Origin of the sequence: Candidatus Rickettsia kedanie, assembly GCF_045865205.1 — a bacterium.
GTDB classification, from domain to species: Bacteria; Pseudomonadota; Alphaproteobacteria; order Rickettsiales; family Rickettsiaceae; genus Rickettsia; species Rickettsia australis.
The window spans coordinates 1-18,577 of the sequence record NZ_BAABMM010000006.1; the positions used below are offsets into that span (position 1 = coordinate 1).

Below are 18,577 nucleotides of genomic sequence, written 5' to 3' on the forward strand. Positions count from 1 at the left end.
ACTTCTTTAAAAATTTACGAATAGCTTGGGTAAGTTTTTGCTTAAAAGATAAATATAGGAAAACAAAAAAATCTACTTTATCTTCTCTTAAACTTATAAACATCCCTTAACTTGACGCGTATGGTAGGTTTTACTGGTCCATGTAACAATACCTTCCCGCTTTCGTGGGAATGACATCGAACGTATTTTCAATTACTACCAATTAATCAGTTGTTTAGTTCCTTATTTATGTCATTCGGATAAATTTCACGTAATAAATTTTTGTCTTTAATAATAAAATCTGGATACGGCTCAATGATAGCCATTTTTTCTTTTGCTGTTTTAGTGTTCATAATGGCTTAGTGCTCCTGATTAAACTTAAATGATTCAAATTTGATCACCAAGAAATTGGTGATCAGGGAGTTAGAAACACCGTCAACAAGAACAGCTGAGTAGTTTTTAGGCTTAAAGTTATACTCTAAGCCCTGTGAACATGACTACTACCTCCCCGACCGTAAAATATTGAGGAATAAACCAATTTAACGGTGGTTTTACCGCCTGCTGATGGAGGTTTCTACACTCCAGAACAACCTTAGCTGTTCCAAGATGATTCTAAGCAAAACTTTAAACAAGTCAATATGATTATTGATTTCAAAAATTGGTATTGCTCTCATGAGCGCCAAATCGTCATTGCAAGGAACGAAGCGACGTGGTAATCCAGAAAAATAATAAAAAAATTCTGTAAATCAGAATTTTTTACTGGATTGCTTCGTCGAATTACTACGTAATTCTTCTCGCAATGACGATTAGATATCCACGCAACAATGCCATGCGAGAATGACATAAACTGATCCATGCCACAAGATTAAAGCGAATAGTGGGTTATCAACTTGCATTGTTATAATACAAGGTTATTATTAGAATCGTTTACTGCTAGTCCTGCAAGCATTATATTCTCGTCATACAGTCACAAGTTGTAGATAACCTGAATTTATTAATGCTTCTTTTGTTCAGCTGTGATATCAAAACTTAAAGCTGATATATTATGATCATCAATAAAAACTGTTCTATCATGATTCTGAAAACAACTTATCAAGTCAGAGCTTGTGAGAACTTCAGCTAATGCATATAGTTGATCCAAAACAGTAGTAGTATCCACAAACGGTTTAGGTTCTGTGCCATTCTGATAAGCTTCTAATATTTCCTTATTGATTGGTTTAAACCCAAGAGTTTTATAATTTTTATTATCTGTTTGAGGAAGGCGTCGTGCCGCAGTTTTATCATCAAACACCTCAACCGGGTAATTTATTCGTAACTCCACCATCCACATATGTTAAAACTACTCCTTGAACAGTTTTTTGTACAGGCTGAAAATATATAGGAAAAGCACTATAAGCATGTACGAATTTTACGACTTTCTCATCAGGAGCATTTTCATAAGATAGAATTTCTGGAAATTGAGTACTGAGATTAGTATACACTACATATAAATCTATATTTGTTTTTTGACTATCATGTAGCTGTTTAAAAATAATATCGTGGTCAAATCCCTTGTCTTTTAATAATTGCCCTAAAAATTCTTCTAGATATTTCTCAGAATTTAACCCTCCATAGAATACAAGATTATACACTTGGTCCCATTTACTAGTATGATCTGAAAATTTATTAAAATCAATTTTCTTAAGTATATCCTCAATTTCTTCCGGTTGATATCCTAGTACTATGGAGAAAGCAGCTATTGTACCACCAGAAGCTCCAACTACTTTTTGGATATTTTTTAAACAATCTTTGTCTTTTAATGCCTTTAGAGCCCCTGCATATGCTATGACTTTTACTCTACCACCTGCAAAGGCTAAGTTATTTATAACATTTTCAATACCTTGATTTAGTTAATATAATTTAGGCTTTATTAAGAGAAATTAGATTATTAATATTTTGTAAAAATTGATAAGATTTGTACTAAAATAGAATATATTAATTTAATTCTTCTTAATAAAACGTAAATTAATATTTGTGACTTTTATAAACTACACTATTAATAGTTGCGTGGATCAATTTCACCTCTATCATCCCGTGACTTGACCACGGGATCCAGTTAAAAATGCTAAAATTATTAGTATTTTTTATTGTTTTTATGGACCACATGGTAAAGCCACGGGGTAACACAGTGGGTTTTATCGTTCCACGCAACAACGCCTCCTCGCAATGACGATATCATTCTTTACTTAGCAATACCTTTTATGCTACCTGTAAATTTTGTTGCATAATAAAACTATTACTTATATACTGTCGCTAATAATTAATTTGCTTAAAGTTTAATATGTTAAATAGTAATTTTTATAAAAATCTAGGACCACGAAAACTAACGGCAATTATAGATTTTTTACACGATATTATAGAACCTCGTAAGGTTCATGAAGATATAGCTATTCATGATATTAAAATTCTACAAGAAGCATCTTCAAACGACATTAGCTTTTTAAGTAATCATAAATACTCCGAATTTTTAAAAACTACTAAAGCTGCTGCTTGTATAGTGCCGAAAAATTTTACGGGAGAAGCAAATCCAAATACTGTTTTAATACATGCTGAGAATTCATATTTTGCTTACGGCAAATTAATAGATTTTTTCTATGCTCCTATTAAATCATACCCTGCTAAAATAATGAAATCCGCTATTGTTGCAGATTCGGCGACTATCGGAAAAAATTGCTATATAGGTCATAATGTAATTATTGAAGATGATGTTATTATAGGTGATAATAGTATTATAGAAGCCGGAAGTTTTATAGGTAAAGGCGTAAATATCGGCAGAAATGCTAGAATAGAACAACATGTTTCAATAAATTATGCAATTATAGGCGACGACGCCTTCATACTCGCAGGGGCACAAATTGGACAAGACGGGTTTGGGTTTTCTACCGAAAAAGGTGTACATCATAAAATATTTCATATAGGAATAGTTAAAATCGGCAATAATGTTGAAATTGGTAGCAATACTACTATTGATAGAGGTTCGCTTCAAGATACTATTATAGAAGATTTATGCCGCATAGATAATTTAGTCCAAATCGGGCATGGCGTAAAAATAGGTAAAGGCTCTATTATCGTGGCACAGGCAGGTATAGCAGGAAGTAGCACGATCGGTAAATATTGTGCTCTTGGAGGACAAGTAGGAATCGCTGGACATCTAAATATAGGCGACGGGGTACAGGTAGCGGCACAAGGCGGTGTCGCACAAAATATAGAAGCAGGTAAAATTGTTGGTGGTAGCCCTGCGGTTCCTATTATGGACTGGCATAGACAATCTATTATTATGAAACAATTAGTAAAGACCTCTAATAACAAATTAAAAAAGTAGTTTGCTATTGAAAAAATACTGAGTCATCATTGCGAGGATGCGTAGCCGACGCGGCAACCTAGAAAATAATTAAAAAAATTCTTTAAATCAGAAATTTTTAACTGGATTGCTTCGTCGAATTACTGCGTAATTCTTCTCGCAATAACGGAAAAACCGTTCCACGCAATAATGCCCGCTCTCAATGACAGAAAATTTACATTAAAGAAGAGACCTAAATAAATGATCATAGATATTATCGAAATCATGGATTTAATACCTCATCGCTATCCATTTTTATTAGTAGATAGGGTACTTAAAATTGACCTTAATAAATCAATATTAGGTATTAAAAACGTTACTGTTAACGAACCGCAATTTACAGGACATTTTCCGGCAAGACCTGTTATGCCGGGTGTTCTAATGGTTGAGACTATGGCACAACTTGCTGCTATATTAGTTGCTAAATCTTTAGGTTCTACTAAAAATAAAGAAGTGTTTTTAATGGCTATTGAAAATGCAAAATTTCGTAGAATCGTTCAGCCCGGTGATACTATGCATATCCACGCTGTTATTGATCAGCAAAGAGCTAACGTATGGAAATTTTCAAGTACGGTTACAGTTAAAGGTGAAATGGCTGCAGAAAGTCAATTTACTGCAATGATTAAAGATAAATCATAGGAAAAAGTAGTGGCAAATAACATCCATACTACAGCTATAATTGCAGAAAGTGCAAAGCTCGGTAGAAACGTAAAAATCGGACCGTATTGTATTATAGGTCCTGAAGTTGTACTTCATGATAATATCGAGCTAAAATCCCATGTAGTGATTGAAGGGATTACCGAAATCGGCGAAAATACCGTAATCTATCCTTTTGCATCAATCGGTCAACCTCCGCAAATCTTAAAATATGCTAATGAGCGATCAAGCACGATAATCGGCTCTAATAATACTATTAGAGAATATGTTACGGTACAAGCAGGAAGCCAAGGCGGCGGAATGATAACAAGAATAGAAAATAATAATTTATTCATGGTCGGTGTTCATATCGGTCATGATTGTAAAATCGGCAATAACATAGTATTTGCTAATTACGTAAGCCTAGCAGGTCATATTGAGGTAGGTGATTATGCAATAATCGGTGGATTATCGGCAGTTCATCAATATGCTAAAATCGGCAAACATTCGATAATTGGCGGGCTATCACCGGTCGGAGCAGATGTAATACCGTTTGGGCTTGTAAGTAGCAAACGTGCGGTGCTTGAGGGTTTAAACCTAATCGGTATGAATAGAAAAGGATTTGATAAAGCAGAGTCTTTAAATGCTTTAAAAGCTATCAAAGAAATCTTCTCAGGTGAAGGTAATTTTGCTAAGCGTATAAAACAAGTTGCCGAGAAATATAAAAATAATTCTATAGTAATGCAAATTATCGATTTTCTTAATCAAGATAGTAGTAGAGCATTTTGTCGTTTTGATAAGTAGTGCAAAACCCACTTTATGTCATTAGCAGGAATGACATAAAGTGGGTTTTGCGAGCCATGCAACAAGACCGCAGCCGTAAGCTGCGTGGCAATCTCATCAAATATCCTAAGATTTCTTCGTCAAAACTTACAGTTTTTCCTCGCAATGACAAAACATTTTCTCTTGTAAAGAATTGTGGCGTAAACGAGTTTTCAAGCTCTGAAAATCCACTATTTCTGCATTTTGATTATGCCGGCTACATGCAAAAATATATTTCTGCTCTCCTTTAACTTTTTGAATACATTGTCCGCAAATCCCTTTCATCATACATTGCATCGATGAATTAACGCTAACTATTAGCTCCGTATTCTCATCGAATATTTTTAACTCTTGTAACTCTTCAGCTACTTCAGGTGAATCATTAATTATTACTATATCTACAGAAGTTAACTTACGATTTTTTATATCAGGATAGGTAACAAATATAACTTCATTATTATTTTCTTTTAGAACTTTTAATAAGCCTATATTACCGGCTTCGGAATCAACAATAATTATTTTTTTATTTTGAGGTATTTCTAGCGGCAAGCCTGTCGGTCCCATTAATACTACTTTCTCATTTTCGGATAATGTTTTACATAAGCTAGTAGACTTACCGACTTCATAAATTACAAATCTAATTAAGCCTTTTTCTACATCAATATCTATAGGGCTTAAGGCTACCGGCTCTATTAACTTAGAAGCATCTTCAGAATAATTTTGTAAGCGAAAAAACTGTCCGAACTTAAAATTTTTAGCAGCAAGCGGCGAGTGAATTATCAACTCAAAAGCTTTATCATCTAGAATATTTATTTTATTAACCCTAGAAGTCAGCAAATAATCAAGCTGCGTTATAAAGTCTTTGTAACTACCTTTAAAGCTAGGATTATTATTTATAAGCCTTTTGTTAATAGTGTCATACCCTTCTTTGCTACTGGCAAGAGCTTTCACTACGCTACCCGAATATTTAGGATTACAATCACCGAAATAACTATATTTATTTTCATCGAATTGAGTGTTATTGTCTATACCGATTGCCATAATCACGGTTTTGGCTTTAAGTACCACAGTGTCATCCCGTGGCTTGACCATGGGATCTAGAAAATAATTATTACAATGTGCTTCTTGATGGCTCCTGTGGTCAAGCCACGGGATGACACTGAATTCCACCCCTTCCACATGACCGTATTTATCAACATTAATCCTTAAAGGTTGCATATTTTCTTTAAAATCAACACCAAGTGCTAATGTATATATTAACTCCTCGTGATTTAATTTATACGCCGGCGAATCTTGTAGTTTTCCACGATAATAAACAGTAGCTCCTCCAAGCTTATTAAAAACCTTTCTTAATTCTTCATTATTCTTAGCTTCTTTAAATAATCTTGCATGAGCAATAAATTCTTCAGCTATTTCTTTATCTTCTTCCTCTAAATCTTTTTCTATATAATCTTTAGCAAATTCCTCTACTTGCTTTTTATAGTAATATAAACTTTCCGTTGCTGCATCTAAGGAAGTAAGACCACCGCCTATTATCGCAATCGGCATCCTAATTAGCATATTAGTATTAGAATTTTTCAAAAATGCTCCTCCGCTTTGCAAAGTCATTAAGAGATCAGAAGCCGTTTTTACGCCTTTAGCTTCAAAATTTTCTATATCTAAGACTTTCGGCTGACCTGCTCCAATGCAAAAAGCTATATGGTCAAAACCTAAATCTAGAACTTGTTTTTTCGTTATATTAAAATCTAAAGCTACTCCGTCATAATATTTGAAATTGTTATTTCTCTCTAATATTAACCGCAATATATCAAGATTGTTTTTATCCCATCGAACGGTAATCCCATATTCTGCTACCCCCCCAAATCCTCTCGGTATTCTTTCTGATAACAAATTTTTATATTCATGCCAAAATTTTATAGGCTTATAAACGTCAAAAGATAAAGGTGCAATTTTAAGACCGTCAATAGCTGTGACATTGTGACCTGATCGTAATAAATAATAGCTAAGGCTAAAACCTGCAGGACCAAGACCGGTAACTAAAATATTATAATTAGTAGATTCTTGTGGTAGAGGTGCATAAATATTAAGCGGATTCCAACGAGTAAGAAGTAGATATATCTCTAAACCGTAAGGTAATTTAAGCGTTTCTTCTAAAATATTTGTTTCTATTAATGGGATATTTACCGGATCTTGCTTTTGATAAATACAAGCTTTAGAGCAATCATTACAAATCCTATGACCCGTTGCCGCTACCATCGGATTATCAATAACAATGATTGCAAGAGCACTTAGATTAAAACCCTGTGCTTTAACATAATTCATTTCGGAAATTTTTTGTTTTAACGGGCAGCCACCGGTTATCATCCCGTGGCTTGTCCACGGGATCCAGTCTTTTTTAATTTTTTCTTGGATCCCGCGATCAAGTCGTGGGATGACACTTATCCCTTTGGAGCAGGAATCCTTACCCTGCTTATGACAATAAATACAATAATGAGAATCGTTTAAGGCTTCATCTAGATTTAAAAAAGAATCTGTATAGTCAAAATCTACTCTCTCATTTTTTTGATATTTTAATATTTTTTTATCATCTATTAGATTTTCTTTATCTAGTTTTTGGGGGAGGTTGAATAGGATGTCATCGTTTCTTATGTCATCCTCGTGAAAACGTGGATCCAGACTTAATTTTTCTAGATTCCCGCTTTCGCGGGAATGGCACAATGAAGAAGAATGACAGTGATCATAAACCCTGCACGCTGCATACCTAGTTGCTATGTCTAATTCTTCTGCAAAATTCTCTTCATCCTGTTGCCATATAATAATTTGCTTCGCAAATTCTCTAGAAGTGAAATTTGTACCTATTAAATTAGTTAGCTTTAAATACACATCTTCAAAATCAATATCTTTTATTTTTTCCGGTGGATATTTTTTTATGGCAACACGCTGAACAAATTTTCTTTTACATTCATAAATAATATCAAAATCTTTATGTTTCAGTCTTGATATCGTTATTTCTTTTGAAATACAAAATAACTCTGCTAAAAAATCGTCTAACTGAGGAGAAATTTTTAGCAAAAATTCGGAATAATCTTGTGGAATAATGGAGAGAGGAGTCGATCTAAATAACATTAAATCTTTATGCAGAGATTTATCGGCTTTAAAGAGATAATCTAAAAATATTTGATCTAATTTTTTAAGTCCGGTTAAATCTAATTCATTAAAATCTAGATTAAAACCAAGTTTCATAAATAATAAATAACTCTTTTAGAAAATTGTCTATAAATTAAATAACTGATACAAACAGTAATGAATGCGACTATAACGGACTTAACTATTAACATCATATCCGGTAATGTTCCGTCAATCACCAACGCTTGCACGGGTCTTATAACTAAAAAGAACGGATTAAATTCAAAATATATTTTTTTAGATTCCGGAATTAGTGAATAAGGATAAACTATCGGTATACTCCAATAAATAACTCCAAGAATAACACTCAACATTTGTGGTATATCTCTAATATAAGGCGTTAAAAATGCTACTGCGATAGAACCGCTAATCACACATATTATTAAGGGCAAAATTAATATCGGCATAAATATTATTTGCCAAGAAAATTTTTCTGGAAATAATAAAACAAAAGCAAAATACATTGCCGAAAATGAACAAATTAAAGTATATAATTGTCCTAAACTATCCGCAACAGGAAAAAAAGTCTTAGAAATTCTAACTTTTTTTATTATTTGATCACGTGTAACTAAAGAACTTGAGCAAATCGTTAGGCTGCTTACTATAAAACTCCATAAAGGAATACCGCCGACTAAGTTCATTACCATAAATTCTCTCGGTTGTCTTAATAAAAAACCGAAAAAATATGAAATTACCATTATGTGAATAAAAGGCTGAATTAAACCCCATAAAGAACCTAAAAAAGAATCTTTATTTTGCCTAATTATAGAAGCTTTAACTAGTAATGCTATTGCCCGCCAGTATTTTTTAGAAAAAAAATACTTTATCATTTATGAATTCCCTTGTTGTTGGTTATAGATTTTAAACATTTCCGATGGTGTACCATCACCTATAATATTGCCGTCTTTTAATAAAATACATCTTTCGCAATTATCTTTTATAATTTCTTCTTGATGACTTACTATTATTGAAATAGGGGTATTTTTAAATTTACTTTTCATTAAATTAAGAGATTTCTCTATAAAACGGCTATCTCCTGCCGCAAAAACTTCATCAAGTAATAGAATTTGGGGATTTTGAAATATTGATACAGAAAAAGCAAGTCGTGATAACATTCCTGAACTATAATTTTTTATCGGTAAGTCGATTTTATTACCTAGTTCCGAAAAATCTATAATCTCCTTTTCAATTTTCCTGCTATATTTATCTAACATATTATTATATAGCATCAACATTTTTATATTTTCACGACCGGTTTGTTCCGGCTCAAAACCGATTCCCATATCTATAATTGCAGCAATATATCCATGAACTTTAACCGTACCGGATTTTAACGGATATATTCCGGCGATTAACTTCAAAAGAGAGCTTTTTCCGGAACCGTTACTTCCTATAAAAGCTATTTTTTCTCCTTCTTGGCAAGAAAAGTTAATATCGTTTAATATAGGTATATTTGGAGAAAGAGAAACCCCTTTTTTCAAGAAAAAATGCTTTAAACCTTGAACTCTTTTATGAGTATCTATACCTTCTACATAACCATTTGTTATTTCTATCAATACTTTTGAATGGCTAAGTGACATAACTATTAAATAGATTTATTAATCCAATCTAAAAGAGAGTTTTTTTGCTGCAAACCTATTTTAGTATCTTTTTGTTCACCGTTTTTAAATAATATTATCGTTGGAATACTACGAATACCGTATTCTGAAGAAATGTTAGGATTTTCATCAATATTCATTTTAAGTACTTTTACTTTGTCTTTTAATTCTTTACTGATTTCATCTATTATCGGTGTTAACATTTTGCATGGTCCACACCATTCTGCCCAAAAATCAACCAGTACCGGTAAATCCGATTCTAATACTTCCTTTTTAAAAGAGCTATCCGTTACGTTATTTGCCATTTTATCCTCTATGTGTTGCGTGCGTGATGATGCTTTTATGTTGTCATCCCGCGACTTGATCGCGGGATCCAATAAACATCTTAAAATAATTAATACTATAAATTATTTTTTGGATACCGTGGTCAAGCCACGGTATGACCTAGAGCACATTTTGCTTCGTCAAAATTTTCAATTTTTCCTCGCAATGACGAAGTAATATTAAGAAATTATAAATTACTCACCTCTACTTGTAAATAATGAAAATCTTTTTATTTATTATATTTATTTTTTCTATTATAATATATCCGCATTATTAAAGCTGCTGTTTCCTCTATTGATCTAGTTGACACGTCAATCACCGGCCAGTTTCTTTGATCACAAATTTTTCTGACTTCTAGACACTCTTTTTGTACTATATTAAAATCTGTATAGCTTTTATTTTCGTTAATTTGCAATAAATTTAACCTAGCTTCTCTTATCTCTATTAATCTATTTGGATTAATGATGAGCCCTACTACTAATTGATCTATGTCTTTTTCTATAAAATCAGGAAAGGGACAATTATAAACATAAGGAATATTGGCAGCTTTTAGACCGTTATACGCTAAAAATACGGAAGTCGGTGTCTTAGAAGTTCTAGAAGGACCTATTAATATTATATCGGCCTCCGACAACTCATTAAGCATTTGTCCGTCATCATGTCTTATGGCGTAATCTATAGCATTGAGCGTATCAAAATAAGTTTTATCGAATTTATAATTGTAATTCTGCTCTTTTTCTATTTCAATACCTGAAAAAACAGACATTTCTTTAATAATTTTACCTATTACGGAAATACATGGAATTTTTAATTCATAGCAAAATTTTGTTAAAGCTTTTCGAAGTCCTTGATCAGCAATCGTGTATAATACTATCCCGTGTTTAGATTCTATTTTACTTAATACTTCATTTAGCAATTCCAAATTTCTAATCATTGGCCAATGATATAATTTTGGTTTTACGGAAGTAAATTGTGCAAGAGTAGAATTTGCTGCATATTTTGCAGTTTGCACGGAAGAGTCCGAAACCAAGTGAATAATTAGCTTTGTCATACTTTACACATGTAATTGTGGATAAATTTTTTAATAACTTATTATTTTTCCTGTTAAAATCTATTAAAAAATTTCCTCAAATCCTTATTAAATCAAGTAAATCTAGTGTATTTTCTTTTAAATAAATAGTTTGTGGATAAAATTGTGAATAAATATCATTTTTCTTTGAAAAAATAGTCTTTTCTAATCTATAAATGAATTTTACACTTAATTATCCACTTGTATAAATTCATTATAAACTTATGTGAATTATAATTAAAAATACCTATATTTTAAGAATATTTTAATGAAAATTTTGTTGATAACTCTGTTTAAAACATTTAATCTACATAATTCTGTTTACATAAACAACGATAATAAATATATTTATTATTTTAATAATAGTATGAATCAAATTTTAAATCCGTTAAAAGGAAATAATAATAAAATACCTATTTGGTTTATGCGTCAAGCAGGCAGATATCTGTTAGAATATAAAAAAGTAAGAGAAACAACAAAAAATTTTCTAGATTTTTGTTATGATGTTAACAAAGCAACGGAAGTAACATTACAACCGATAAAACGTTATGGATTTGATGCAGCTATTATTTTTTCTGATATATTAGTTTTACCTCATGCTCTTGGATGGGAAGTAGATTTTAAAGAAAATATAGGACCTATATTAAAGCAGTTTAAATCACAAGAAGATTTTAAATATCTAAAAAGCAATCCGAATAATAAATTAGAGAAAGTTTACGAAATAATAAAAAAAGTAAAAGGAGACTTAACTTCCACCACTTCTTTAATAGGATTTGCAGGTAGTCCTTGGACAGTCATGAGTTACATGCTAGAAGGAAAAGGAAAACAGGATTTTACAACGAGCAAAAAATTTATATATGAAAATAAAACACTTGCTAAAGAATTATTAAATTTTATTACGGAAAAAACAGCTGATCATCTTATAAATCAAGCAAAATCGGGAGCAGATGTCTTAAAGCTTTTCGATTCATGGTCAGGAGTACTTGCAGAAGAGGAGTTTACTGAATTTGTAATAGAGCCGACAAAAAAGATTATACTGAAAGTAAAAGAAGTTTTTCCAAAAACTCCTATAATTGCTTTTCCTAAAGGAGCGGGATTATTGTACGAAAAATTTATAAAAGAAGTACCCATAGATATTTTAGCCGTAGATCAAATGGTCCCTCTTGAAAAAATGAACGAGTGGAGTGACAAAGTAATAGTACAAGGTAATTTAGATCCTGTTGTATTATTAACTAATAAAGAAATTATCAAAGAAAAAGCTTATAAAATTCTTCAGGCAATGAAAGGAAAGAATTTTATCTTTAATTTAGGACATGGTATTTTGCCTAAAACACCTCCGGAAAATGTAGAATTTTTAACAGAGTATATTAGGTCTTGTGAATAAAAGAAGAAAAATAGCAATAGTTCTTTTTAATTTAGGAGGTCCAAAAGACCTTAAATCAGTGAAGCCTTTTCTGTTTAATCTATTCTATGACAAAGCTATAATTAATCTACCGAATCCATTACGATATATTATTGCAAAAATAATTTCTATCACTAGAGAGAGAAAATCTCAAAAAATTTATTCTTTAATAGGTGGTAAATCTTCTTTACTTCAGGAAACAGAGGAGCAGAAATTAGCACTAACCGAAAAGTTAAAGCAACTTATAAAAGAAGATTTCGTTATTTTTATAAATATGAGATATTCAGCACCGTTTGCTAAAGAAGTAATAGGTCAAATAAAAAGATATAATCCAAGTGAAATAATATTATTGCCTCTATATCCTCAATTTTCAAGTACTACGACAGGATCATCGGTTAAAAATTTTTTACAAAACCTTGATATTGATATTCCAATTAAAACAATTTGTTGTTATCCTATAGAAGAACATTTTATAAAAACCCATGTTTCATTGATTAAGGAAAAACTCAACGATAAAAATTTTCGTATATTATTTTCTGCTCACGGGTTACCCGAAAAAATAATAAAAGCAGGTGACCCTTATAGTTTTCAGATAAAAGAAACGGTAAAAGCAATAGTCAAAGAATTAAATATAAAAGATCTAGATTATAAGATAACTTATCAAAGTAGAGTAGGACCTATAGAGTGGTTAAAACCGAATACGGAAAATGAAATAGAGCTAGCAGGAAAGTTAAAAAAAGACATAATTATCGTACCTATATCCTTTGTATCCGAGCATGTTGAAACACTAGTAGAACTTGATATTGAATATAAATTAATCGCAGATAAATATGAAATTCAATATACTAGAATTCCGACACTTGGAACAAATAAAATTTTTATTAATAGTTTGACAAATATATTGCTACGATTTATTAATAAGGTTGATACTAATTTAGTTACGAGTAGTTCTAGTATAAGAATATGTCCAAACGAATTTACTAAATGTTTATGTAAATTAACAAATTAATAAGGAAAAGAATGGCAAGTTACTATCTATGGTTTAAGTCAGTCCATCTGATATCTGCTATATGTTGGATGGCAGGACTTCTTTATTTACCTAGAATATATGTTTATCATACCAAAGCTAAAATAGGTAGTGAACTAGATAATACTTTACAAGTAATGGAGCTAAAATTACTCAGATTTATTATGAATCCGGCAATGATTAGCACATTTATATTCGGTTTAATAAATGCTCATATTTATGGGTTTGTTGCTCTTGATACTTGGTTTCACGTTAAAATGTTTGCAGTGTTAATTTTAGTGATATTTCACGGTTTACTTGCAAGATGGCGGAAAGATTTTGCAAATAGCAAGAATATCCATTCAGAAAAATTTTACTGTATAGTTAATGAAATTCCGGCTATTTGTATGGTTATCGCAGTAATAATGGTTATAGTGAAACCATTTAATTAATATTTATTCTGTTCTGTCACCGTGGCTTGACCACGGTATCTGTAAATACAACTTAAAATATTGAATAGTAGGAATGATATAAATGAAAGCAATGCCTGTGCTCATCTATACTTTAGCAATACCAAATATTGCTTCTAGTTCTGCTAAGCGTTTCTCTATTGCGTCGATATCTCTCTTTTTCAAGGGTCTTTCTAAGCTCTACTATCTCAATTTTAGAATTTCTAAATTTTCTTTTAAAGTAAACTCTACTACGAGTTCAGATAGGGTTTTGGTATTTTGGTTGAACATATGAACGCTCACGATTTATTAAACTTAAATTGCTCAAGTTTTAACCACCGAAGAGAAATAAACCCTTGGTGGTGGTCGGGGGGGGGGAAGTAAGAAAACCGTCAACGATAGCCATAATAGCCTTTAGGTTTAAAGTATGCACTTTAAACCTTGGACATAACTACTATAACCCCGACCAAAATAAAGCAGAGGATAGAGTCATTTTATGGTTGACACAGATACCAGTTGATTAAGAGGTTCTTACGCCCCGAAATAGCATTTTGCTACCTAAGTTAAAGTTTATATCTAACTTCCTTTAAAAGTCAATCTATAACTTATTTTAAACTAATAATTTATTTATCTAAAAGATTATTTATTTTTAATGTAAGTTGTAAAATTTTATTTAGAATATCTATAATTTATAAAAAAATAATATGGGATATTATGAATAATATCGATGAACTTAATAAGTTAGTAATTTTCAAAGATAAAACCATTAGGAGAATTTTGCATAATAATGAATGGTGGTTTTCAGTAGTCGACATAGTAGGAGCATTGACTGATAGTGCTATCCCACGGCGATATTGGTCAGATTTAAAAAAGCAATTATTAAAAAACTAAAGGATTTACTGAGCTGTACGAAAAAATCGTACAGCTGAAACTTTTAAGTATTGATGGTAAACATTATCAAACAGACTGTGCAAATACAGAATTATTACTTCGTATTATACAATCTATTCCATCTCCAAAAGCAGAACCATTGAGACAATGGCTTGCTAAAGTAGGTTATGAAAGAATGCAAGAAATCTCTGATCCAGAAAAGTCCATTGATAGAGCAAGAGATAATTGGAAAAGATACGGGCATAGTGAGAAGTGGATTCAGCAACGTATGATGGGGCAGGAAACACGAAATAAATTAACTGACTACTGGAAAAATCATGAAACAAAAGAGAGTGAATTTGTTATATTAACTAATATTATTCATCAAGAATGGACAGGTATAAGCAATTAAAGAACACAAAAATATAAAGGGTTTAAAAAATCAAAATTTACGTGATCACATGAACGAAGCAGAATTAATTTTTACTGCTTTTGCTGAATTATCACTCGTCAGGTAGCAGAAACTAATAATGCAACAGGAATGGAAGAAAATAAAATTGCAAGTAAAATAGGAGGAAATATAGCTAAAAATGCTAAAACGGCCTTGGAAAATAAAACCGGTAAAAAAGTAATCTCAACAAAAAATTATTTACTTCCTAAACTTACAAAGTAAAAAAATTCTGATTTACAGAATGTTTTTAATTATTTTCTAGATTGCCACACAGCCTGCTCGCAAGGCATTGTTGCATGGACCGATAAAACCCACTGTGTCACCTCCGTGGCTTGCTAACTAGGTCATAAAAATAATAAAAAATACTAATAATTTTAGTATTTTAACTGGATCCCGTGGTCAAGCCACGGGATGACAGAGGTGAAATTGATCCACGCAACAATGCTAGAAGCCAAGGATTACATCAGTTTTGTGAAAAATACTCTCACTTTTAACAGAGGTTTCGACATACTGAAATAGCGTTTTGCTATTTCGGTTATGGTTCTATATATAACTTCCAAAAAGTCAATTAAACTTTACTTCAGGTGGTAGCGACATTAATATTGCTTCAACATTTCCATCGGTTATTAAGCCGAATTTAGTACCGCGGTCATATAGCAAATTAAATTCTACATATCTACCTCGCCTTATAAGTTGGTATTCTTTCTGCTCAGCTGTCCAAGGTAAAAATAACTTACTTCTAACGATTTCAGGATATACCGATAATAAAGCCCTACCTACATCCTGCGTAAAAGCAAAATCTTGCTCAAAATTACCGCTATTTAAGTAATCATAGAATATTCCGCCTACTCCTCTCGGCTCTTTTCTATGCTTTAGATAAAAATATTCATCACATTGCTTTTTGAATTTAGGATAATAACTAGAATCATACTTATCGCACGCTTCTTTAAAAGCTGCATGAAACTTTGCAGTTTCGTTTTCTTCCGGATAGAAAGGTGTCAAATCGCCACCGCCGCCAAACCAACTTTTAGAAGTTTCTATATAACGAGTATTAAAATGCATAGCGGGAATTAGCGGTGATTTAAGATGTGCGACTAATGATATACCTGTTGCAGAGAATTTCCCGTCTAGCTCTGCTCCTGGAATTTCGCTGCGGAATTCGGGAGAAAGTTCACCGAATACGGTAGATATATTAACTCCGACTTTTTCAAATACTTCTCCTTTCATGAGAGACATAATACCGCCGCCACCGCCGTTACGTTGCCAGCTTGTACGTACAAACTTAGCCGGTTTTAAACATTTTGTCTGTGCATATTCTTCTTCGATTTTTTCAAATTCTTTGCACAATAAATCACGTAAATTAGTAAACCAATTACTTGTTATTTCTTTATTTTCTATTTTCATAATTATCAAGCAACGATTTAATTACTTTCCTCATCATATACATAATCACCAAAAATACGGCAGCAATGATCATAATATAAAAAGCAGGAGCATAAAATAAGCCTGTATGCTCTACAAGCCAACGGGAAATAATAGGTGAAGTTCCGCCGAATATCGCTATTGCAAAATTGTAGCTGAAAGCAACACCAGTAAATCTTTGTTCTGCCGTAAACAAGGATATAACGAATATATAAGCCGTACCTGCTATACTTCCTGCGAGCATACCAAGCATTGTAAGAGCTATGATTTGTTGCCACATCTCTTCTGCTGACATGAGTAACATGGTCGGTAAAATCAATATCAAGATAGCAACACCAACAAGCATTGCTATTTTAAATTTTCCGATAATATCGGCAGTACCGCCGGCAAGCGGCATCACTATCATCGCAATAAATGAACTATACGCTAGATATGATAAAGCAATAGTATTACTAAGATGCATTACATTATAATAGAAAACATTTATGTAAGTTTTTACTAAATACATAACACTACTAGCGATAGCACCTATACACATAGTTAAAAACATCGATCTCCAAGCAGTTCTAATTACATTAGAAAAAGGTGCTTTAATAACTTGTTTCTTTTTCTCAAGCATTTTAAAAATCGGTGTTTCCGATGCACGCAATCGCAAGTAAAATCCGGCAAGACCCATAAATCCGCCAAGCAGAAAAGCAAAACGCCAAGCAAAATCTATATGAGAAAAATAACGTTCAATTATAATACCGATAAATGTTGCAATTAACGTACCGGCAATATTTGAACCATGTACTAACCCTACCGTAAAACCGGCTCTTAAGTTTTGACGATGTTCAAGGATAAAAATAGCCGCTCCCGTTCCTTCACCACTAATACATAAACCTTGAATAAGCCGCATTATAACTAAAGTTATAGGGGCATAAATCCCAATACTTGCATATGAGGGTATGAGACCCATAATAAAGGTCGGAATAGTCATACCTAGCATCGAGATTATTAAAGCGATACGTCTACCGTATCTATCGCCGATATAACCGAATAATATACCTCCTATCGGTCTTGTCAGAAAGCCGACCGCAAATACTCCAAGGCTTAGAAGAATTTTAATGAATTCTGATTCACTTGGAAAAAAAACTTGTCCAATAATCAGTGAAAAAACTGAATATACCGTAAAATCATAATATTCGAGTACATTACCTGAAATAGCAGATAAAAAAATGAACTTAGACCTATTCATCGAGCTTTAAATAATTTAATTATTAATTAGTTATTATAGACAAGTTACATCATTTATAAAGTGTAAAGTTTAAACTAATTGGGATAAGAAAGTTTTGGCAGGAACTATTACAGGATAATTATAACTGAAGCAATCAATTTCCTTATATTCCATGTTAAGTACTACTTGAAAGGCAAAAGGGCAATTTAAAAGTTCTTGAAAATATTTTAAATTTGAGTTTAATTCTTGATTTGAATAAGTTTTATCTTCAACTAACATCCATGGTTTGTTATTTTTTATTACTAAAAAATCTACTTCTTTCTTTTGTTTATCTCTAATAAAATATAATTCATATTCACCAAATCCTAAATCACTCCAAAAAATGACAGAATTTTAATAAATGATTTGTAATAAAATTTTCATATCTTGCTCCCATATCTTCTATAAGCGACCAGTCCCGAATATTATTTGACCATGGATAAATACGATAACTATAAAAAAACGACTCAAATGACTCAAGCCATCTTGTAATGGTTGGAATCGATACTTTAATTTTATTTGCAAGAGAGCTATAAGATGCTTGTCCTCCTATAGAGGAAATCAAAAAGCTTCCTAAGACTTCCATTTGAGATAATCCTTGTAATCATACGCGTCAAGTTAAGGGATGTTTATAAGTTTAAGAGAAGATAAAGTAGATTTTTTTGTTTTCCTATATTTATCTTTTAAGCAAAAACTTACCCAAGCTATTCGTAAATTTTTAAAGAAGTT

At 31.9% G+C, this 18,577-nt stretch carries 22 protein-coding genes and 1 pseudogene; 10 read left to right on the top strand and 13 right to left on the bottom strand.

The features are described from left to right. Window positions 1-206: 206 nt before the first annotated feature. The gene (locus ACKTSD_RS00805) at window positions 207-332 is read right to left on the bottom strand and encodes a hypothetical protein (protein ID WP_412707564.1); all 126 of its coding nucleotides are present in this window, start codon (window positions 330-332) and stop codon (window positions 207-209) included. A gap of 363 nt (window positions 333-695) precedes the next feature. On the opposite strand from ACKTSD_RS00805, the pseudogene ACKTSD_RS00810 reads away from it, so the two are divergent. After that, window positions 696-783, top strand: a pseudogene (locus ACKTSD_RS00810) (lytic transglycosylase domain-containing protein); the annotation flags it as partial. A 190-nt stretch (window positions 784-973) separates the two neighbouring features. On the opposite strand, the gene ACKTSD_RS00815 reads toward ACKTSD_RS00810, so the two are convergent. The 3 genes from ACKTSD_RS00815 to ACKTSD_RS00825 form a co-directional block, all read right to left on the bottom strand. After that, window positions 974-1,270, bottom strand: a complete 297-nt coding sequence (locus tag ACKTSD_RS00815; protein ID WP_412707565.1) for a hypothetical protein — start codon at window positions 1,268-1,270, stop codon at window positions 974-976. A gap of 1 nt (window position 1,271) precedes the next feature. After that, the gene (locus tag ACKTSD_RS00820) at window positions 1,272-1,856 is read right to left on the bottom strand and encodes a patatin-like phospholipase family protein (protein ID WP_412707584.1); all 585 of its coding nucleotides are present in this window, start codon (window positions 1,854-1,856) and stop codon (window positions 1,272-1,274) included. Between the two features lie 127 nt (window positions 1,857-1,983). Then, a complete protein-coding gene (locus ACKTSD_RS00825; RefSeq protein ID WP_412707566.1) occupies window positions 1,984-2,169 on the bottom strand; it encodes a hypothetical protein in 186 nt (61 codons plus the stop codon). A 130-nt stretch (window positions 2,170-2,299) separates the two neighbouring features. Between ACKTSD_RS00825 and lpxD the strand changes: the two genes are divergently transcribed. From lpxD to lpxA, 3 genes are all read left to right on the top strand, one after another. Then, on the top strand, window positions 2,300-3,340 hold the full coding sequence (lpxD, locus tag ACKTSD_RS00830) for a UDP-3-O-(3-hydroxymyristoyl)glucosamine N-acyltransferase (protein ID WP_412707567.1): 1,041 nt from the start codon (window positions 2,300-2,302) through the stop codon (window positions 3,338-3,340). A gap of 219 nt (window positions 3,341-3,559) precedes the next feature. After that, window positions 3,560-3,997, top strand: a complete 438-nt coding sequence (gene fabZ, locus ACKTSD_RS00835; protein ID WP_412707568.1) for a 3-hydroxyacyl-ACP dehydratase FabZ — start codon at window positions 3,560-3,562, stop codon at window positions 3,995-3,997. A gap of 9 nt (window positions 3,998-4,006) precedes the next feature. Continuing rightward, window positions 4,007-4,798, top strand: coding sequence for an acyl-ACP--UDP-N-acetylglucosamine O-acyltransferase (lpxA, locus tag ACKTSD_RS00840; protein ID WP_412707569.1), 792 nt, complete (start codon window positions 4,007-4,009; stop codon window positions 4,796-4,798). Between the two features lie 126 nt (window positions 4,799-4,924). Here lpxA and ACKTSD_RS00845 read toward each other — a convergent pair whose 3' ends face one another. The 5 genes from ACKTSD_RS00845 to ACKTSD_RS00870 form a co-directional block, all read right to left on the bottom strand. Continuing rightward, a complete protein-coding gene (locus ACKTSD_RS00845; protein ID WP_412707570.1) occupies window positions 4,925-8,059 on the bottom strand; it encodes an FAD-dependent oxidoreductase in 3,135 nt (1,044 codons plus the stop codon). Next, window positions 8,056-8,832, bottom strand: a complete 777-nt coding sequence (locus tag ACKTSD_RS00850; protein WP_412707571.1) for an ABC transporter permease — start codon at window positions 8,830-8,832, stop codon at window positions 8,056-8,058. The genes ACKTSD_RS00845 and ACKTSD_RS00850 overlap by 4 nt, the downstream gene beginning before the upstream one ends. Then, on the bottom strand, window positions 8,833-9,582 hold the full coding sequence (locus ACKTSD_RS00855; RefSeq protein ID WP_412707572.1) for an ABC transporter ATP-binding protein: 750 nt from the start codon (window positions 9,580-9,582) through the stop codon (window positions 8,833-8,835). Between the two features lie 5 nt (window positions 9,583-9,587). After that, window positions 9,588-9,905, bottom strand: coding sequence for a thioredoxin (gene trxA / locus ACKTSD_RS00860; RefSeq protein WP_412707573.1), 318 nt, complete (start codon window positions 9,903-9,905; stop codon window positions 9,588-9,590). Window positions 9,906-10,153: 248 nt separating this feature from the next. Further along, window positions 10,154-10,975 carry a pyruvate, water dikinase regulatory protein gene (locus ACKTSD_RS00870; RefSeq protein ID WP_412707574.1) on the bottom strand — a complete coding sequence of 274 codons (822 nt, stop codon included), beginning with the start codon at window positions 10,973-10,975 and terminating at the stop codon, window positions 10,154-10,156. A 385-nt stretch (window positions 10,976-11,360) separates the two neighbouring features. Between ACKTSD_RS00870 and hemE the strand changes: the two genes are divergently transcribed. The 6 genes from hemE to ACKTSD_RS00900 all read left to right on the top strand — a co-directional run bounded on the left by hemE (window position 11,361) and on the right by ACKTSD_RS00900 (window position 15,393). Then, window positions 11,361-12,377 carry a uroporphyrinogen decarboxylase gene (hemE, locus tag ACKTSD_RS00875; protein ID WP_412707575.1) on the top strand — a complete coding sequence of 339 codons (1,017 nt, stop codon included), beginning with the start codon at window positions 11,361-11,363 and terminating at the stop codon, window positions 12,375-12,377. Next, complete coding sequence (gene hemH, locus ACKTSD_RS00880; protein ID WP_412707586.1) at window positions 12,358-13,404, top strand: ferrochelatase; 1,047 nt, start codon at window positions 12,358-12,360, stop codon at window positions 13,402-13,404. The genes hemE and hemH overlap by 20 nt, the downstream gene beginning before the upstream one ends. A gap of 11 nt (window positions 13,405-13,415) precedes the next feature. Then, entirely contained in the window at window positions 13,416-13,853 is a 438-nt protein-coding gene (hemJ, locus tag ACKTSD_RS00885; protein ID WP_412707576.1) for a protoporphyrinogen oxidase HemJ, read from the top strand. A 711-nt stretch (window positions 13,854-14,564) separates the two neighbouring features. Beyond that, on the top strand, window positions 14,565-14,741 hold the full coding sequence (locus ACKTSD_RS00890; RefSeq protein WP_412707577.1) for a BRO-N domain-containing protein: 177 nt from the start codon (window positions 14,565-14,567) through the stop codon (window positions 14,739-14,741). A 139-nt stretch (window positions 14,742-14,880) separates the two neighbouring features. After that, window positions 14,881-15,132 (top strand): hypothetical protein, encoded by a 252-nt coding sequence (locus ACKTSD_RS00895; RefSeq protein WP_412707578.1) that lies wholly within the window; start codon window positions 14,881-14,883, stop codon window positions 15,130-15,132. 129 nt (window positions 15,133-15,261) lie between these two features. Then, window positions 15,262-15,393, top strand: a complete 132-nt coding sequence (locus tag ACKTSD_RS00900) for a phage antirepressor protein (RefSeq protein ID WP_412707579.1) — start codon at window positions 15,262-15,264, stop codon at window positions 15,391-15,393. Between the two features lie 342 nt (window positions 15,394-15,735). Here the strand turns inward: ACKTSD_RS00900 and hemF are convergent, their stop codons facing one another. The 4 genes from hemF to ACKTSD_RS00920 all read right to left on the bottom strand — a co-directional run bounded on the left by hemF (window position 15,736) and on the right by ACKTSD_RS00920 (window position 18,434). Then, window positions 15,736-16,575: an oxygen-dependent coproporphyrinogen oxidase gene (hemF, locus tag ACKTSD_RS00905; RefSeq protein WP_412707580.1), complete on the bottom strand. Its 840-nt coding sequence runs from the start codon at window positions 16,573-16,575 to the stop codon at window positions 15,736-15,738. Further along, a complete protein-coding gene (locus tag ACKTSD_RS00910) occupies window positions 16,559-17,830 on the bottom strand; it encodes an MFS transporter (protein ID WP_412707581.1) in 1,272 nt (423 codons plus the stop codon). The genes hemF and ACKTSD_RS00910 overlap by 17 nt, the downstream gene beginning before the upstream one ends. Window positions 17,831-17,899: 69 nt before the next feature. Then, window positions 17,900-18,193 carry a DUF4143 domain-containing protein gene (locus ACKTSD_RS07890; protein WP_490337786.1) on the bottom strand — a complete coding sequence of 98 codons (294 nt, stop codon included), beginning with the start codon at window positions 18,191-18,193 and terminating at the stop codon, window positions 17,900-17,902. Continuing rightward, window positions 18,180-18,434, bottom strand: a complete 255-nt coding sequence (locus tag ACKTSD_RS00920) for a DUF8612 domain-containing protein (RefSeq protein WP_412707583.1) — start codon at window positions 18,432-18,434, stop codon at window positions 18,180-18,182. The genes ACKTSD_RS07890 and ACKTSD_RS00920 overlap by 14 nt, the downstream gene beginning before the upstream one ends. Window positions 18,435-18,577 lie beyond the last annotated feature (143 nt).

Excerpts from the sequence above, each read along its gene's own strand:
- ACKTSD_RS00805 (WP_412707564.1), bottom strand. The coding sequence starts at position 332 with ATGAACACTAAAACAGCAAAAGAAAAAATGGCTATCATTGAGCCGTAT.
- lpxD (WP_412707567.1), top strand. The coding sequence starts at position 2,300 with ATGTTAAATAGTAATTTTTATAAAAATCTAGGACCACGAAAACTAACG.
- fabZ (WP_412707568.1), top strand. The coding sequence starts at position 3,560 with ATGATCATAGATATTATCGAAATCATGGATTTAATACCTCATCGCTAT.
- ACKTSD_RS00845 (WP_412707570.1), bottom strand. The coding sequence starts at position 8,059 with ATGAAACTTGGTTTTAATCTAGATTTTAATGAATTAGATTTAACCGGA.
- ACKTSD_RS00850 (WP_412707571.1), bottom strand. The coding sequence starts at position 8,832 with ATGATAAAGTATTTTTTTTCTAAAAAATACTGGCGGGCAATAGCATTA.
- ACKTSD_RS00855 (WP_412707572.1), bottom strand. The coding sequence starts at position 9,582 with ATGTCACTTAGCCATTCAAAAGTATTGATAGAAATAACAAATGGTTAT.
- trxA (WP_412707573.1), bottom strand. The coding sequence starts at position 9,905 with ATGGCAAATAACGTAACGGATAGCTCTTTTAAAAAGGAAGTATTAGAA.
- ACKTSD_RS00870 (WP_412707574.1), bottom strand. The coding sequence starts at position 10,975 with ATGACAAAGCTAATTATTCACTTGGTTTCGGACTCTTCCGTGCAAACT.
- hemE (WP_412707575.1), top strand. The coding sequence starts at position 11,361 with ATGAATCAAATTTTAAATCCGTTAAAAGGAAATAATAATAAAATACCT.
- hemJ (WP_412707576.1), top strand. The coding sequence starts at position 13,416 with ATGGCAAGTTACTATCTATGGTTTAAGTCAGTCCATCTGATATCTGCT.
- ACKTSD_RS00890 (WP_412707577.1), top strand. The coding sequence starts at position 14,565 with ATGAATAATATCGATGAACTTAATAAGTTAGTAATTTTCAAAGATAAA.
- ACKTSD_RS00900 (WP_412707579.1), top strand. The coding sequence starts at position 15,262 with ATGGAAGAAAATAAAATTGCAAGTAAAATAGGAGGAAATATAGCTAAA.
- hemF (WP_412707580.1), bottom strand. The coding sequence starts at position 16,575 with ATGAAAATAGAAAATAAAGAAATAACAAGTAATTGGTTTACTAATTTA.
- ACKTSD_RS00910 (WP_412707581.1), bottom strand. The coding sequence starts at position 17,830 with ATGAATAGGTCTAAGTTCATTTTTTTATCTGCTATTTCAGGTAATGTA.
- ACKTSD_RS00920 (WP_412707583.1), bottom strand. The coding sequence starts at position 18,434 with ATGGAAGTCTTAGGAAGCTTTTTGATTTCCTCTATAGGAGGACAAGCA.